This is a genomic window from Rhodococcus daqingensis, assembly GCF_042665615.1.
GTDB classification, from domain to species: domain Bacteria; phylum Actinomycetota; class Actinomycetes; order Mycobacteriales; family Mycobacteriaceae; genus Rhodococcus_G; species Rhodococcus_G daqingensis.
In genome coordinates, this window is sequence record NZ_JBHTCS010000001.1 from 16027 (window position 1) to 31870 (window position 15844).

At 70.3% G+C, this 15844-nt stretch carries 15 protein-coding genes; 8 read left to right on the forward strand and 7 right to left on the reverse strand.

Translation table 11 applies throughout. From position 1 onward, the window contains the following. The first annotated feature begins 37 nt into the window (after positions 1–37). The 3 genes from ACFQS9_RS00100 (at position 38) to ACFQS9_RS00110 (ending at position 4802) form a co-directional block, all read left to right on the forward strand. Positions 38–1393: a hypothetical protein gene (locus tag ACFQS9_RS00100; protein WP_378400296.1), complete on the forward strand. Its 1356-nt coding sequence runs from the start codon at positions 38–40 to the stop codon at positions 1391–1393. 68 nt (positions 1394–1461) lie between these two features. After that, positions 1462–2418, forward strand: coding sequence for a glutamate ABC transporter substrate-binding protein (locus tag ACFQS9_RS00105; protein WP_378400766.1), 957 nt, complete (start codon positions 1462–1464; stop codon positions 2416–2418). An 80-nt stretch (positions 2419–2498) separates the two neighbouring features. Then, complete coding sequence (locus ACFQS9_RS00110; protein ID WP_378400768.1) at positions 2499–4802, forward strand: serine/threonine-protein kinase; 2304 nt, start codon at positions 2499–2501, stop codon at positions 4800–4802. A gap of 63 nt (positions 4803–4865) precedes the next feature. On the opposite strand, the gene ACFQS9_RS00115 is transcribed toward ACFQS9_RS00110, so the two are convergent. The 3 genes from ACFQS9_RS00115 to pta form a co-directional block, all read right to left on the reverse strand. Beyond that, positions 4866–5462 (reverse strand): dihydrofolate reductase family protein, encoded by a 597-nt coding sequence (locus ACFQS9_RS00115; protein ID WP_378400297.1) that lies wholly within the window; start codon positions 5460–5462, stop codon positions 4866–4868. A gap of 77 nt (positions 5463–5539) precedes the next feature. After that, positions 5540–6757, reverse strand: a complete 1218-nt coding sequence (locus ACFQS9_RS00120; RefSeq protein ID WP_378400299.1) for an acetate kinase — start codon at positions 6755–6757, stop codon at positions 5540–5542. After that, on the reverse strand, positions 6754–8853 hold the full coding sequence (gene pta, locus ACFQS9_RS00125; RefSeq protein WP_378400301.1) for a phosphate acetyltransferase: 2100 nt from the start codon (positions 8851–8853) through the stop codon (positions 6754–6756). The genes ACFQS9_RS00120 and pta overlap by 4 nt, the downstream gene beginning before the upstream one ends. A 165-nt stretch (positions 8854–9018) precedes the next feature. Here pta and ACFQS9_RS00130 point away from each other — a divergent pair, with 165 nt between their 5' ends. Both ACFQS9_RS00130 and ACFQS9_RS00135 read left to right on the forward strand, forming a co-directional pair. Then, complete coding sequence (locus ACFQS9_RS00130; protein ID WP_378400303.1) at positions 9019–10131, forward strand: hypothetical protein; 1113 nt, start codon at positions 9019–9021, stop codon at positions 10129–10131. Next, complete coding sequence (locus ACFQS9_RS00135; RefSeq protein WP_378400305.1) at positions 10118–10735, forward strand: hypothetical protein; 618 nt, start codon at positions 10118–10120, stop codon at positions 10733–10735. The genes ACFQS9_RS00130 and ACFQS9_RS00135 overlap by 14 nt, the downstream gene beginning before the upstream one ends. Positions 10736–10740: 5 nt before the next feature. Here ACFQS9_RS00135 and ACFQS9_RS00140 read toward each other — a convergent pair whose 3' ends face one another. Then, the gene (locus ACFQS9_RS00140) at positions 10741–11100 is read right to left on the reverse strand and encodes a YybH family protein (RefSeq protein WP_378400307.1); all 360 of its coding nucleotides are present in this window, start codon (positions 11098–11100) and stop codon (positions 10741–10743) included. A gap of 118 nt (positions 11101–11218) precedes the next feature. Here ACFQS9_RS00140 and ACFQS9_RS00145 point away from each other — a divergent pair, with 118 nt between their 5' ends. After that, positions 11219–12181, forward strand: a complete 963-nt coding sequence (locus ACFQS9_RS00145; RefSeq protein WP_378400309.1) for a LysR family transcriptional regulator — start codon at positions 11219–11221, stop codon at positions 12179–12181. Here ACFQS9_RS00145 and ACFQS9_RS00150 read toward each other — a convergent pair. Beyond that, positions 12112–12714: a suppressor of fused domain protein gene (locus ACFQS9_RS00150; RefSeq protein ID WP_378400310.1), complete on the reverse strand. Its 603-nt coding sequence runs from the start codon at positions 12712–12714 to the stop codon at positions 12112–12114. The genes ACFQS9_RS00145 and ACFQS9_RS00150 overlap by 70 nt on opposite strands. 208 nt (positions 12715–12922) lie before the next feature. On the opposite strand from ACFQS9_RS00150, the gene ACFQS9_RS00155 reads away from it, so the two are divergent. Further along, on the forward strand, positions 12923–13531 hold the full coding sequence (locus tag ACFQS9_RS00155) for a VOC family protein (RefSeq protein WP_378400312.1): 609 nt from the start codon (positions 12923–12925) through the stop codon (positions 13529–13531). Positions 13532–13616: 85 nt separating this feature from the next. On the opposite strand, the gene fgd is transcribed toward ACFQS9_RS00155, so the two are convergent. After that, entirely contained in the window at positions 13617–14624 is a 1008-nt protein-coding gene (fgd, locus tag ACFQS9_RS00160; RefSeq protein ID WP_378400314.1) for a glucose-6-phosphate dehydrogenase (coenzyme-F420), read from the reverse strand. A gap of 135 nt (positions 14625–14759) precedes the next feature. Further along, entirely contained in the window at positions 14760–15101 is a 342-nt protein-coding gene (locus tag ACFQS9_RS00165; protein ID WP_378400315.1) for a YidH family protein, read from the reverse strand. A gap of 173 nt (positions 15102–15274) precedes the next feature. On the opposite strand from ACFQS9_RS00165, the gene ACFQS9_RS00170 reads away from it, so the two are divergent. Continuing rightward, positions 15275–15808, forward strand: a complete 534-nt coding sequence (locus ACFQS9_RS00170; protein WP_378400317.1) for a C40 family peptidase — start codon at positions 15275–15277, stop codon at positions 15806–15808. Positions 15809–15844 lie beyond the last annotated feature (36 nt).

The window sequence follows — 15844 nt, forward strand, 5'->3', positions numbered from 1 at the left end:
CTTGACTGGCATCCGGGCCAGCTGGGAAGGGTGCGTGGTGGCCGTTCGGGAAGCACCGTCGACGGAACCCCTCGGCGATGATCTCGCGCCGCGGTCCGTCGCGCCTGCCGATGGTCCGGGTGCGTACGGCCGGTTGTCCGAGTTCCTCCGGACCACCCCCGCCAAGCTACTCGCGCTCGGGATCGGGCTGATCGTGCTGTCGCTGATCTCGGGCACCGTCGCCGCGATCCAGGTCGCGGACCGGCAACGCACCCTCGACACGCTGCTCAGCCAGGTCGAGCCCCAGGCGAACGCCACCCAGAATCTGTACAGCGCCCTCTCGATCGCGGACGCCGCGGCCACCACCGCGTTCATCTTCGGGGGCATCGAGCCTGCCGCGGTCCGCGACCGGTACACGCAGTCGATCGGTGAGGCGGCCGCCGATCTGGTCGGCGCGTCGAGCGGCATCCTCGAGACCAATGCGCAGGGACGGCGCCTGCTCACCGAACTGTCCACCGGGCTGCCGGTCTACGCCGGATTGATCGAGACCGCGCGCGCCTACAACCGCAGCGGCTACCCCGTCGGCACCGCCTACCTGCGCGAGGCCTCGTCCATGATGCAGTCGACCCTGCTTCCGATCGCCGAGGAACTGCACGGCCAGCATGCGGAGGCCGTCGTGCAGAACCAGGACGAATTCGCCACCCCGCCCTGGCTCGCGATCGGTCTGCTCCTGTTGTCGCTGATCGCCCTCGTCTGCGGCCTCGTCCTGCTCGCCGGGTGGACCAGGCGGCTGCTGAACCCGGGACTGATCCTGGCGACCGTCGCGATCGCGGCGCTGCTCGGCTGGCTGCTGATCGCCGGCCTGATCTCCTCGACCTCCACGGGGCGGGCCCTCGAGCAGGGCGCCCGGCCGCTGTCACAGCTGACCACCGGGCGCATCCTCGCGCAGCAGGCCCGGGCCGACGAGACGCTCGGCCTGGTTCGCCGCGACGTGAAGGGCGGCTACGCGGAGGCGTTCGGCACGCACCTGACCCGCCTCGAGACGATCCTGGCCGGCTATCCGGACGGCGGCCGGGTGCAGGTGGCGACCGACCTGGTCGACGCGGCCGCCGAGTCCGGAAAGGGTTGGTCGGCCGCACACGAGCGGGTGCAGCGCCTGCTCGACAACGGCGACTGGGCGGGGGCCGCGGCCGTGGCGACCGGCCCCGGCGAACAGGACTCGACGGCGCACTTCGCCCGCGCGGACGCCGCGCTGAACGACGCCATCATCGCCACGCGCACCGAACTGCGCGCCGACATCGACCGCGCCCACTCCACCCTGCACGGACTCGGAACGGGTGCACTCGTGCTGGCGGCCGTGGCCGCCGCGGGCGTCGCGGTGGGTCTGTGGCCCCGGTTGCGGGAGTACCAGTGACGAGAACCGATTCCGGATCGGCCGGGCGGCGGCCGCCCCGACGGTGGTGGCGGACCGCGGGGTCGGCCGTGCTCGTCGCCGTGTCCCTGATCGCGGCCGGCTGCACGCAGGCCCAGCCGAGCATCGTCGCGGACACCGGCGGCTACACCGATCCACCGCTGCCCGAGGGCGCCACCATCGCGCCACCGCCGACGGGCCCACCGGCGAACGAGGCGAACTGCGGGGACGCGACGGCGAGCCTGCGTCCCTTCCCCGGCGTCCCGCCCGAACCGGCGCCGCCGAGCGCCTCTCTCGCCGAGATCCACGCGAGGGGCAGGCTCATCGTCGGACTCGACACCGGGAGCAACCTGTTCAGCTTCCGCGACCCGGCGACGGGCTCCATCGAGGGCTTCGACGCCGATATCGCCCGCGAGCTGGCCCGCGACCTGGTCGGCGACCCGAACCGGGTCGAGTTCCGGATCCTGTCCTCCGCCGGCCGTATCCCGGCACTGATGAACAACACGGTCGACGCGGTGGTCAAGACGATGACGATCACCTGCGAGCGCCGCGAGAAGGTCAACTTCTCGACGGTGTACTTCGAGGCCCGGCAGCGGGTCCTGGCGGTCAAGGGATCCGGTATCACCGGCGCCGCCGATCTGGCGGGCAAGCGGGTCTGTGCCGCCGAGGGCACCACCTCGGTCGATCGCATTCAGCAGGTGCAGCCCGCCGCGACCGTGGTGACGGTCCCGAACTGGGGTGACTGCCTCGTGGTGTTGCAGCAGCGCCAGGTCGACGCGGTGAGCACCGACGATTCGATCCTGGCAGGCCTCGCGGCGCAGGACCCGTACCTCGAGATCGTGGGCGAGAGTCTGAGCGCCGAACCGTACGGGATCGGCATCAACAAGTCGGACAATGACCTGGTGCGGACGGTCAACGGCAGCCTGGAGCGGATGCGCCGGGACGGCACCTGGAATCGGATCTACGATCGGTGGCTGAGGGTGCTCGGGCCGTCGCCCGGCCCGCCGGTCCCGCACTACCTGGACTGAAAGCGGAGACAATGGCTGGAACGCAAGAAGATCCGGAACGGGAGCCCTCCGTCCCGGAGCCTCCATCCGCGCCGACCGAACTGCCGGAACGCACCCAGGCCTCTTCGCCGGAGCCGTCCGAACGCACCCAGGCGTCCGTGCCGGAAGCATCCGGTCGCACCCAGGCCTCCGCACCGGAAGCGTCCGGCCGCACCCAGGCGACGGCACCGGAAACGTCCGCTCCCGCCCGCACCACCGGGCGCGGGAGCCGCTCGCAGCGGTCGCGGACGAGCGTGCGACGGCGCCTCGGCGGCGGGCTCGTCGAGGTCCCTCCCGTCACCGCCGTCGAACCGTCCCAGGCGGTGATGGTCGACCCTGTCGTCGCGGAGAACAAGCGGTTCTGTTGGAAATGCGGGAAACCGGTCGGCCGCAGGGGTCCCACCGGCGCCGGGGCATCGGCGGGAACCTGCCCGTCCTGCGGCACGGTCTTCGACTTCACCCCGCTGCTCGCGCCCGGCGACATGGTCGGCGGCCAGTACGAGGTGCAGGGCTGCATCGCGCACGGCGGGCTCGGCTGGATCTACCTCGCGATCGACCGCAACGTCAGCGATCGGTGGGTCGTGCTCAAGGGCCTGCTGCATTTCGGGGACTCCGAGGCGCAGGCCGTCGCGCTCGCCGAGCGGCAGTTCCTGGCGGAGGTCGCGCACCCGAGCATCGTGAAGATCTTCAACTTCGTCGAGCATCCCCGGCCCGACGGCAGCTCGATGGGCTACATCGTCATGGAGTACGTCGCCGGGCATTCGCTCCGCGACGTGCTGAGCACTCACAAACGGCCGGAACGGATTCCGATAGAACAGGCGATCGCGTACGTTCTCGAGATCCTGCCCGCGCTCGGGTACCTGCATTCGGTGGGCCTGGTCTACAACGACCTCAAGCCGGAGAACATCATGATCACCGACGATCAGCTCAAGCTGATCGACCTGGGCGCGGTCGCGGGCATCGAGGACTACGGCTATCTCTACGGCACTCCCGGGTACCAGGCACCGGAGATCCTCAAGACCGGTCCCACCATCGCCTCCGACATCTACACGGTCGGGCGGACCCTCGCCGTGCTCACCCTCCAGATGCCTTCCGACAAAGGCAAATACCTGGACGGGTTGCCCGATCCCGAGCAGGCTCCGTTGCTCGCCGAGTACGAGTTCTTCCATCGGCTGTTGCTGCGGGCCACCGCTGCCGACCCCGACCAACGATTCCGGTCCGCGGAGGAGATGACCAGCCAGCTCACCGGGGTGCTCCGCGAGATCCTGGCCCAGCAGACCAACGAGGAGCGGCCCGGTCTGTCGGAACTGTTCAGCCCGCAACGCACCACCTTCGGTACCGACGAGGCGGTGCTGCAGACCGACGTCTATGTCGACGGACGGACGCACGCGCCGACGCTGTCGGGCCGCGAGATCACCGCCGCGCTCGCCGTTCCGTTGATCAACCCGTCCGACCCCAGTGCAGCCCTGCTGGCCGCCGCAGTACACGCGGAGCCGGACCAGACCCTGGATGCGATCCGCCACGCCAGGGCGAACGGACTCGAACGGACGGTGGACGGGCGCGCGGGGTTCACCGCGGAGATCGCGCTCGCCGAAGCGAAGGCACACCTCGACCTGGGCGACGCGGCCGAAGCGTCCCGGGTGCTCGGATCACTCAGTGCGGCAAAGGGATCGAACTGGCGCATCGACTGGTACAGCGGGATGGCCTCCCTCCTCGGTGCCGAATACGAGCAGGCGATGAGCCACTTCGAGGCCGTCCTCGAGGCCCTCCCCGGCGAGATCGCACCGAAGCTCGCACTGGCGGCGACAGCGGAACTCATTCTCCAGCACTGGGACACCGACGAGCCCGAGCAGTGGCGCGGATACGCCGAGAAGTACTACCGAACGGTGTGGCGCACCGACCGCAGCCTGGTCAGCGCGGCCTTCGGACTCGCCAGACAGCTGGCGGACCGGGGCGACATCGCCGGTGCGATCGCGGCGCTCGACCAGGTACCGCCGAGCTCACGACATTTCAACGTCGCGCGGATGACGTCGGTACTGACGCTGCTCTCGGGCGCTCCGATCGACGAGATCTGCGAGACCGCGATCCGGGAGGCGGCTCGTCGGGTGAACTCGTTGCCCGCCAACGAGGGCCGGGCCCTGCAGATGCGCACGCTGGTGCTCGGCACCGCATTGGACTGGGTGCTGCGCGGCCACGTCGCGAAGGCCCAGCTCGAGCCGATCCTCGGCGTGACGTTCAGCGAGCAGGGACTGCGCGCCGGCACCGAGGCCGGGCTGCGGGCCCTCGCACGCAACGCCGAGGACCGCCGACACCGGTACACACTCGTGGACCTGGCCAACTCGATCCGCCCCAAGAGCCTGATCTGAGCGGGCATTCGCGCAGTCCCCGCCCGAACGGGCGGGGACTGCCGCGGATCTGGCGCCGGGGTACTAGCCCTCGGTGACCGGCCGATAGGTGCACACGTGCACACCCGCACTGCTGATGACCGTGGAGACCAGCTCGAGGGTGTGCAGGGCGCCGCCGTCGGGGAAGATCGTCTTCCCGCCACCGAGGAGCACCGGCATGACCATGAGCCGGAGCTCGTCGACCAGGCCCTCGTGCAGGAGGGTGCGCACCAGGGTGGGGCTCCCCATCACCACCAGGTCACCACCCGCGGTCTCCCGCAGCTCCCGGATACGGGCAACGGCGTCGCCGCCGGAGATCCTCGTGGTGTTCTCCCACGTCAGTTCGTCGTCGCCGAGGGAATCGGACACGACGTACTTCGAGATGGCGTTCATCCGGTCCGCGAACGGGTCGCCGGCGCGCTCGGGCCACGCCCCCGCCATCGTCTGCCACGTGCGGCGTCCGAACAGCAGCGCCTCGGCCTTGCTCAGCGCATCGTCGAACGCGCCGCCCACCACCTCGGGGTCGAAGAACGGGTGCGTCCAGCCGCCGTGGGCGAAACCGCCGTCGGTGTCCTCCTCGGGTCCACCCGGTGCCTGCACCACGCCGTCCAAGCTGATGAACTCACTGATCACGATGCGCATGGTTCTCGCTCCTCTTCGGTTTGCCCTACCGGGCGTTCGCCTTCGTCAGGGATGTAGACCGTCGAACCGCTCGAAAGTCATCGCTGCGACTGCTCACCTGCGCCATCGGAGGCGAATCCGCGAGCGGCCCGTGCGATGGCCAACTCCTCGTTGGTCGGCACGACAAGCACCGTGACCCGAGAAGAGTCCGTCGAGATCACGCGGGCGGCACGCTCTTTCGCCGTGTTGCGGTCGGGGTCGATCTCGATTCCGAGCCCCTCGAGACCGGCGAGCGCATCGGCGCGCACCTCGACCGCGTTCTCCCCCACCCCGGCGGTGAACGTGATGGCGTCGACCCCGCCCAGGGTCACCAGGTACGCCCCGATGTACTTGCGCAGCCGATGGATGTAGACGTCGTAGGCGAGCTGGGCGGCCCCGTCGCCCGCGCCGATGAGACGGCGGAGCTCACGGAAATCGTTGACCCCGCACAGTCCCTTGAGCCCGGAGCCACGGTTGAGCAGTTTGTCGACAGCGTCCACGTCCAGGCCCGCGCTGCGCCGCAGGTGCATCACGATGCCCGGGTCGATGTCGCCGCTACGGGTGCCCATCACCAGACCCTCGAGCGGGGTCAGCCCCATCGAGGTGTCCATCGCCCTGCCACCGGCGATGGCCGAGGCCGAGGCCCCGTTGCCCAGGTGCAGCACGATCTGCTTGAGCTCGGTGAGATCGCGGCCGAGCACCTCGGCGACCCGGCCGGACACGTACTCGTGGGAGGTGCCGTGGAATCCGTAGCGGCGCACCCCGTGTGCCGCCGCGATCTCGGTGTCGATGGCGTAGGTCCTGGCGGGCGCGGGCAGGGTGTGGAAGAACGCGGTGTCGAAGACCGCGACGTGCGGGACGTCGGGAAACACCCGCATGGCACTCTCGATGCCGACCACGTTCGCCGGATTGTGCAGCGGGGCAAGCGAGGACAGCCGAGAGATCTCCGCGACCACTTCGGGCGTGATCAGCGTCGGGCGATAGAACACCTCGCCGCCGTGCACCACACGATGCCCGACCGCGGCGATACCCGCCGCCGCCAGGTCCAGGCCCGCCTCCGCGAACATCGAGAAGGCCAGCCGCAGGCCCTCGGCGTGATCGGAGATCGGTCCGCGGTGTTCGCTGTCGACGCCGCGGTGCCGATGACTGATGATGCCGTCCGGCTCTCCGATCCGTTCGACGAGCCCCGACGCGATGGCCTCGCCGCCGTCCGGGTCGATCAGCTGATACTTGATCGAGGACGAGCCCGAATTGATGACCAGCACAGGGCCCTTCACCGGCGCTCCCCCTCCGCCGCCACGCCCTGCGCCTGGATCGCGGTGATGGCGACCGTGTTGACGATGTCCTGGACCAGCGCGCCGCGGGACAGGTCGTTGACCGGTTTCTTCAGGCCCTGCAGCACCGGGCCGACCGCCACCGCCCCGGCACTGCGCTGCACCGCCTTGTAGGTGTTGTTCCCGGTGTTGAGGTCGGGGAAGACGAACACCGTCGCCCGTCCCGCCACCTCCGAATCGGGCAGCTTCGCGCTGGCCACCGTCGGCTCGATCGCCGCGTCGTACTGAATCGGTCCCTCCACCAACAGGTCCGGTCTACGGTCGCGGACCAGGACCGTCGCCTCACGGACCTTGTCCACCTCCGCGCCTGAACCCGAATCACCGGTGGAATACGAGAGCATCGCGATCCGCGGGTCGATGCCGAACTGGGCGGCGGTCTGCGAGGAGGAGATCGCGATGTCCGCGAGCTGCTCGGCGGTCGGGTCCGGCACCACCGCGCAGTCGCCGTACGACAACACCCGGTCCGCCAGGCACATCAGGAAGATGCTCGAGACGGTCGAGACCCCGGGCGCGGTCTTGATGATCTCGAACGACGGCCGGATCGTGTGCGCGGTGGTGTGTGCGGCACCGGAGACCATCCCGTCCGCGACCCCCAACTGCACCATCATCGTTCCGAAATAGGAGATGTCCGCCATCACCTCTCGGGCGCGTTCGAGGGTCATCCCCTTGTGGGCCCGCAACCTCGCGTACTCACGAGCGAACTCGTCGGTGTACTCGCAGTTCGTCGGGTCGAGCACCGTGGCGGCGCTCAGGTCGACACCGAGCTCCGCCGCACGCCTGCGCACGGGGCCCTCCTGGCCGAGGATGGTGAGGTCGGCGACCTTGCGCTGCAACAACCGTCCCGCGGCCCGCAGGATCCGGTCGTCCTCACCCTCGGGGAGCACGATGTGCTTGCGGTCCGCGCGGGCCCGCTCGATCAGCTGGTACTCGAACATCTGCGGGGTCACCACCTCGGGCCTGGCGACCTCGAGGCGGGCGAGCAGATCGGCCGCGTTCACGCGCTGCTCCATCAGGCTCAGCGCGGTGTCCACCTTGCGCTGCGAGCCGACCCCGACGCGCCCCCTCGCCTGCGCGGCGGCGCTCGCGGTGTCGAAGGTACCGAGGTCGGTGGTGAGGATCGGCAGCCGCGGCTTGAGACCGGCGACGAGTTTCGCGATGGCCGGGTGCGGAATGATGCCGCCGTTCATGATGATCCCGGCGAGCGACGGAAAACCCTCCGCCTCATGGGCGTTGACCATCGCGAGCAGAACGTCGGAGCGGTCTGCCGGTGCGATCACGACCACACCTTCGGAGAGCCGCTCGAGGATGTGTTCGGCGGTCATCCCGCCGACCATCACCCGCAGCGCCTCCCGCTGCAACAGCTCGGGGTCGCCGCTGTACAGCTCGCCGTCGACGGCGGTCATCAGCTCACCCATGGTCGGCGCGACGAGCAGCGGGATCTCCGGCAGGCTCCAGGCGGGCACCGCCATCGGCGCCAGCGCCGTGGTCACCTCGCCCAGCCGGGCGGGATCGCACCGGTTCGCGACGATGCCCACCAGGTGGGCGTGCTGGGCCCGCAGCTCGGCCGCGCAGATCTGGGCCAGCTGCAGCACCTCTTCCGGACTCCGGCCCGAGCCGCGCAGGGCCAGCAGCACAGGCGCATCCAGATTCACCGCGATCCGGGCGTTGTAGCTCAGTTCGCTGGGGCTGGCGACGTCGGTGTAGTCGCTGCCGATGATCACCACGGCGTCGCACTGCTCCGCGACATCGTGGTAGCGCGAAACGATCTCGCTGAGCGCGAGTTCCGGGTCGGCGTGCACCTGCTCGTAGGTGACGCCGAGGCACTGCTCGTAGCTGAGGTCCGCGGAGGTGTGGTCGAGCAGCAGCTCGAGGATGTAGTCCGGCTCGTCGGTCGAGCGCGCGATCGGCCGGAACACCCCGACCCGCGCCGCGGAGCCGCTGAGCATCTGCAGCACCCCCAGCGCGATGGTCGATTTCCCCGTATCGCCCTCTGGGGAGGCGATGTAGATGCTCGAGACTGCCGACTCCGCGGATGCCATGGCGTCCACCCTAGTGGCGCGGATCGCGGTCCGCCGTCGGCCACAGCCATCCGTCGCGGGCGCGCCGGAATCGGGTAGTCGGCTACGCGTGCCCGGTCCAGCACACGGTGGCAGTGTCGATCTCAGGCCCGATCGGTGTGATCTGGCCCCAGGGGATGAGTGTCGATGCGAACTACATCCTGGTCGATGGTGCCCGTGCTGGCCGGCGCGGCCGTCGCGCTGGCGCTCGGTCTGTTGGTGCCCGGAGCCGCGGCGGCGCCGTCCGTACCCCCGCCAGACACGACGACGCCCGACGGATCGGGGCAGGACGAAGGGTCGGGGCAGGGCAGCGGGTCTGGGTCGGGGGGTGGGTCGTACCCGCGCCCCGCCCTCACCCTCGACTCATCCTCGGCATTCGTGGACGATTCCGTCGGCGCATACATCACCTGCCCGGGCGACAACCGCATGAGTTCCATGGTCGTGACGATGGAGCCCTCCGGAACCGTCGTTCTCGTCACCGGATCGTCAGAACAGCTGTCGGGCCGCGAATGGGCTCTCGACGGATCCCTCACCGTGCCGGAGGTCGAGCCCGGCGAGTACACGCTCGTCACCGCGTGCGGTGGGCAGGCTCCCTTCACCGTGCGTGCGGTTCAGCTCGATCCGAGCCTGACGGTCTCGCCCGATCACGGACCTCCGGGTGAGAACGTCGAATTCCACGGGACGGATCTGCCCCGGTGCCGAGGAACATGGTCGGTCACGCTCGGCGGCACCGTCCTGGGCAACGTCGAGCAGGACGGCGACACTCTGGAGCACACCGCGACGGTCCCGACGCGGGCGACGCCCGGGAGCCGATTGGCACGCATCGAATGTGCGAGCCCCGACGCGTCCGCGGAGGCCGGCTTCGAGGTCGAACAGGCCGCCGGCGTGACGACCACGACGACCACCAGATCGACGGTTCCGACGACCGCGACCACCACGCGCCGGATCCAGACCACCGACCCACCGTCGACCACCACCGTCGGGAACGGCGGATCGGGCACGGGCTCCCCGCCGGTCGCCCTGATCGCCGCGGCAGGACTGACCTCCGTCGCCGTGGCCGCGGGCGCCGGGGTCGCGGTGCGGGCCCGACAAGCCCGGCGCTGGCTGACCGAGCACGTCGACACCCAGCCGAGGCCGGCGCCTCCGGTCATCGCGGTCGAACCGCCGCCGGGGCAGGTGCACGGTCATTCCGTGCGGCTCGAGCCCCGCGGAGACGCGGGCCACCAGATCATCGAGGAGAACGGCCGTGACGAGAACTGAGATCGTGCCCAGGTCGACCCTGCGCGGCGCGGTGTTCGGACAGCAGTCCGACGATGCCCTGACCTCGCGCATGAAGCCACATGTGCCGCCGACCGGGATGACCCCGGCCCGGGTGACCGCGGCCCGGGCGGTGCCGCGCTCGGCGCTGCGGCTGATCGACAGCCGCATCCTGTCCACAGCCCTGCGGTTCCTCGATCAGGACCCGTGCCCTCTGCTGTTGTCCGGTCTGAAGCGGTTCCAGGCCCTCACCGCGGCCGCGCGGGTCACCGCGGCCGCGCCCGGCCGCGAGGAGGTGGTGATGCTGGTCGATCCCTACCGCGTCATCTCCGTGCACCGGCCGGAGGTCGCGCTGCTCATCGACGGCACCGAGGTCGCCCGGATCGCGTTCGACCTCCGGGTTGCGTTCGGCATGGGTAAGACGACGGTCGCGGTGCGACTCGGGGCCATCGACGCCGTCGACTGTGAGGCCGGCGCGGTGTCCGTGGATCTGTCCGTCCCCGGCGGCGAGCACCTGCTGCACGGGGAGGCCGAGTACTCGGTGCGGCGCACGGTGCGGCCACCGATCATGATTCCGGTCGGTCCGCGCCCCGAACGTCGTCGATGAGCCGCTCAGCTGTGGGCCTCCGGGCGGTCCAGGACCCGCAACCAGGTCCCGTCCGGCTGACGCCGCACGACCTGGACCCGGCCGCCGGTGCCGTCCGCGGGCCGCGTGGACGTCATCGCCAGGTCCCCGCTGCGCACGGTCGGCATCGGCTCCTCGACCTCGAAGTGCGGCCGGCCCTCGATCAACTGCTCGAGGACGGCGCGGATCGCGGCCCGCCCCACGGTCTCGCTGCCCGGGGGGAAGGCCAGCACCGCATCGGGCTCGTACAGCTCGGCCATCCCGGCCGCATCGCCCGCGTTGGCCAGCTCGACGAATATCCGAGCCAGATCCTCTGGGGTGGTTGCCTTTTCACGCACCGCGGTCATCTCGATTCTCCCTCGTTCACGCCCCTCACAGGGGCCGGCCTGCCTGACCATTCCATCGTGCGAGCCCGGCATCGATAAGTCCAAGAGCTGGTTTGTCTCATAGCTAGAATCAACAGTTATGGAACTTCGCCAGCTGGAGTACTTCGTCGCGGTGGTCGAGGAGGCCAATTTCACCCGCGCGGCCGAGCGTGTCCACGTCGCGCAACCGGGCGTCAGCGCACAGATCCGCCGGCTCGAACGGGAGCTGGGACAGGAACTGCTGGACCGCTCGGGCCGTACCGTCCGGCCCACCGCCGCGGGCGAGGCCGTGCTCCCGCACGCCCGGGCCGCACTGGCAGCGGTGGCCGCGGCGCGGGGCGCGGTCGACGAGCTGGCGGGACTGGTTCGCGGGCACGTAGCCGTCGGGATGGTGACGGCCGGTCCGACGGGCACAGTGGCGGACATGCTGGCGGGCTTCCACGCCGAGCATCCCGGCGTCGGCATCTCCCTCGCGGAGGACACCTCCGAGCGACTGCTCGCCGCGCTACGCGAAGGCCGGATCGACGTCGCGCTCGTCGGGCTCGCAGGCCCGCCGCCACCCGGGGTCTCCGTTCAGGTGCTCGTGGACGAGCCGTTCGTCGCCGCGGCTCCGCCCGGCGACCCGCTGGCCGCCCACGACGCCGTCACCCTCCAGGCCCTGTGTGCGCGCGAGCTGATCGCCCTGCCCCGCGGCACCGGCCTACGCACGGCACTCGACACCGCCTGTGCCCGAGCCGGACTCACACCCCGCGTCGCATTCGAGGCGAGCGACCCGAACGTGCTCGCACGGCTGTCGGCGCGGGGGCTCGGCGTGGCCGTCCTGCCGACGACGGTGGCGGCGGCGCACGCGACCGAACTCAGGTCCGTCACCATCACCCGGCCCGGGCTCCGCGGCCGCATCGCACTCGCCTGGCGCTCGGACGGACCGGCCAGCTCGGCGGCCGCGGCGCTGATCGGGCACGCCCGGCTGACCCTTCCGGGACTCGCCCCCGCTCAGACCACGGACGCGCGGTCGATGTCGGAGACGTCCGCGCCGGACTCCTCGAGCCGCCGGAACAGCTGATCGGTCCCCTTGCCGGAGGCGTACTCGAGCTCACTGTCGCTGATCGGCACCGCCTGCAGCCAGGTGTCGACGCGTTCCTCGGTGTCGACCAGGATCTCCAGGTCCGGCCAGATGAACGGCACCACCAGGAGCAGGTGCTTCATGGACCGCGCCGGGTCCACCTCGCGGATCGCGTTGGGGATGATGCAGTTCGGTGTCAGATGGAACGAGCCGGACGCGATCGCGAAGGCGCACTGCGCGAGCACGTCGGCCAGCGCCCGGTAGTCGGCGCGGCCGACCGTGACCAGCTCGGTGCGGATCGGGCGGCCGTCGTCGGTGGCGACGTTCGTCGGGAAGCGGGACATGTCCAGCGTCGCGTACGAGGCGTAACCCGGTCCCGGGCACCCGTCCCCGACGGCGATGGACACCTCATCCGGGGTCTCGCCGTCGGCGTCCGCGTCGACCGCGGCCCGGAATCGCAGCACCTGCGGCAGCCCGCCGAACACCGACCCGATCCGGCGGGCGGCTTCCATGACCTCGTCGCTGGCATCCATGAAGGTCAAGCCTAGTGCGCCGACCGGACGCCGGTCGGCTCGGGCGCGTGCTGGGCGAGCGCCCGCCGATCCGTGCCCCGATCAGTGGGCGGTTCCGTGGTCGCCACGGATGTGGACGGCCCCGCCGCGGGAGATGCTGATGGCACGTCCGATTCACGACACCGAGCATCGGCTCCGACCGCCAACCCATCTCACCGAAGGAACTGACATGACCTCCATCGACCTCATCACCCTCGACGCTCCCGACCCCAGGGCCGCCGAGGCCTCCTACACCGCCGCCTTCGGCTTGGGCGACAGGGTGAGGGTCCGCGCCTCCGAGACACCGACGACCGGCTTTCGCGGGTTCGTCATGTCGCTCGTGGTGGCCCAGCCGAGCACCGTCGACAGCCTCTTCGGCACCGCTCTCGACGCCGGCTTCACGGCGCTGAAGCCGGCCAAGAAGAGCTTCTGGGGGTACGGCGGCGTGGTCCAGGCCCCGGACGGCGCGATCTGGAAGATCGCGACGTCGAAGAAGAAGGACACCGCCCCGGTCACCCGTGAGGTCGACGACGTCGTGCTGTTGCTGGGAGTCGAGGACGTCAAGGCGAGCAAGCAGTTCTACGTCGACCGCGGGCTGTCCGTGGGGAAGAGCTTCGGCAGCAAGTATGTCGAGTTCGACACCCCGGGGTCGCCCGTCCGGCTGGCGCTCTACGGACGCCGGGCCGCAGCCAAGGATGCCGGCGTCTCCCCGGATGGCACCGGATCGCACCGGATCGTCATCGGCGGTGACGCCGGAACCTTCACCGACCCCGACGGATTCGCCTGGGAAGGGGCCTGACACACGAACGCAAGCCGCCGGGCTGGGGATGCGCTTGCCACTGCACCCAGTGGCAGGCGCATCCCCAGCCCGGCGTCAGGCCGACTCAGCCCAGCGCACGCAGCCGCGGCGCCAGGTCGCGCTCGAACAGGTCGAGGAACCGGCGCTGGTCGTGTCCGGGGGCGTGGAAGACCAGGTGGTTCAGGCCCGCGTCCACGTACTGCTTGACCTGCTCGACCGCCTCGTCCGGATCGGAGGCGACGATCCACCGCTTGGCGACCTGCTCGATCGGCAGCGCGTCCGCGGCCGCCTCCATCTCGATCGGGTCCTCGATGGAGTGCTTCTGCTCGGCGGTCAGCGACAGCGGCGCCCAGAACCGGGTGTTCTCCAGTGCCAGCGCGGGATCGGTGTCGTAGGAGATCTTGATCTCGATCATCCGGTCGATGTCCGCGCTCGTGCGGCCGACCTTCTCCGCACCCTCGGCGACGGCGGGCATCAGCTTCTCGGTGTAGAGGTCCATGCCCTTGCCGGAGGTGCAGATGAAGCCGTCACCGGCGCGGCCGGCGTACCGGGCCACCACGGGGCCGCCCGCGGCGATGTACACGGGGATACCGCCCTCGGGGACGTCGTAGATCGAGGCGCCCGCGGTGCGGTAGTACTCGCCCTCGAAGTCGACCCGCTCGCCGGTCCAGAGCTTGCGCATCAGCTGCACGGACTCGCGCAGCCGCGCGAACCGCTCCTTGAACTCGGGCCACTCGCCCTGGTAGCCGGTGGCGATCTCGTTGAGCGCCTCGCCGGTACCGACGCCGAGCATGACGCGTCCCGGGTACAGGCAACCCATCGTCGCGAACGCCTGCGCCACCACCGCCGGGTTGTAGCGGAAGGTCGGGGTCATCACCGAGGTACCGAGCTGCAGCGTGGTCGTGCGCTCGCCGACGGCGGTCATCCACGCGAGCGAGAACGGCGCGTGTCCGCCGTTGTGCCGCCAGGGCTGGAAGTGATCGCTCACCGTCGCACTGTCGAGGCCGTGAGCCTCGGCCAGGACGGCGAGTTCCACCAGCTCGCGCGGACCGAACTGCTCCGCGGACGCCTTGTACCCGAGCTTGAGAGCCACCGTTCCTCCTCGCGAGTGCTTCCCGTCACAACCGAGACCCACTATGCACGGCACATTCCCGGCCCGTCACGGGGGGTTCGGGTTCACCCCGGGATGCCTGCGGCACAGGCCTGTTCGGGCGGCGACTCCCCACCCTCAGAGCGCGCCGATCACCGTCACCACCGCGGTGAACCCCGCGACCAGGGACACGGCGACCGCGAACAACCACAGCTCCCTCGCCTCGGGCATCGGGGCACCGCGCTCGAGCGCGTGACGGACCTGCAGCCAGCGCCGCATCCCAACCAACGAGGCGGCCACGGCCAGCAGGATCAGGGTGAGGCCGAGCAGGGTGCGCACCCACCCGGTGCTGAAATCGGGCACCAGGTGGACCATGGCGATGCCACCGGCCAGGAACCCCAGCGAGGTCCGCATCCAGGCCAGGAACGTCCGCTCGCTCGCCAGGGTGAACCGCTCGTCGGGCCGCTCGATTTCCGCCACCGGGTGATCTTCGCATCGGTCGGCACGGCCGGGCCGGTGAATCCGCGCCGGTTCGCCTCGTGATGTCGCGTTTTGAGCCACAATGACCAGTGACATGTAACACACCGTGACTGTTCCGTGATCCAAGGTTTCAGAGATCCATTCCCAGGTGCCCCACCGAGGAGGACATTTCCGTGACCCCATCGACAACGAACGGCAGATCCGGCAAGAACCTGCGCAGGGTGCTCGCCGCCACCGCGCTCACGGCGTGTGTCGTGACCCTGCCCGTCGCCCCCGCCCTGGCCCAGCCGGGCAGCTCCGGGAGCTCGGGGAGCTCGGGGAGCGCGGGCAGCTCCGACTTCGCGCTGCCGATCTCGAGCCCCGCGGGCCTCATCGCACTGGCGGCGGCGACCACCCAGACCGGCAAGCCGTACGTGTGGGGCGGCACCGGGCCCCACGGCTGGGACTGCTCCGGCCTGACCCAGTGGGCGTTCCGGCAGGCCGGGGTGAAGCTGCCGCGGGTCAGTCAGCAGCAGGCCTGGGCCGGCAACGCCGTCCCGGCGTGGGCGATGGCGCCCGGCGACATCATCACGTTCCGGGCCGCGAACGACCACGTCGGCATCTACGCCGGTTTCGGGCAGGTCTTCAACGCCAACAGCGCCGGGATACCGATCGGGCTGACCCCGCTCTCCGAGCTGCCGCCGATCAACCAGGTCCGCCGGTTCTGATCCCGGTCCGGGACCGACAGCACCGGCGGGGCGCAG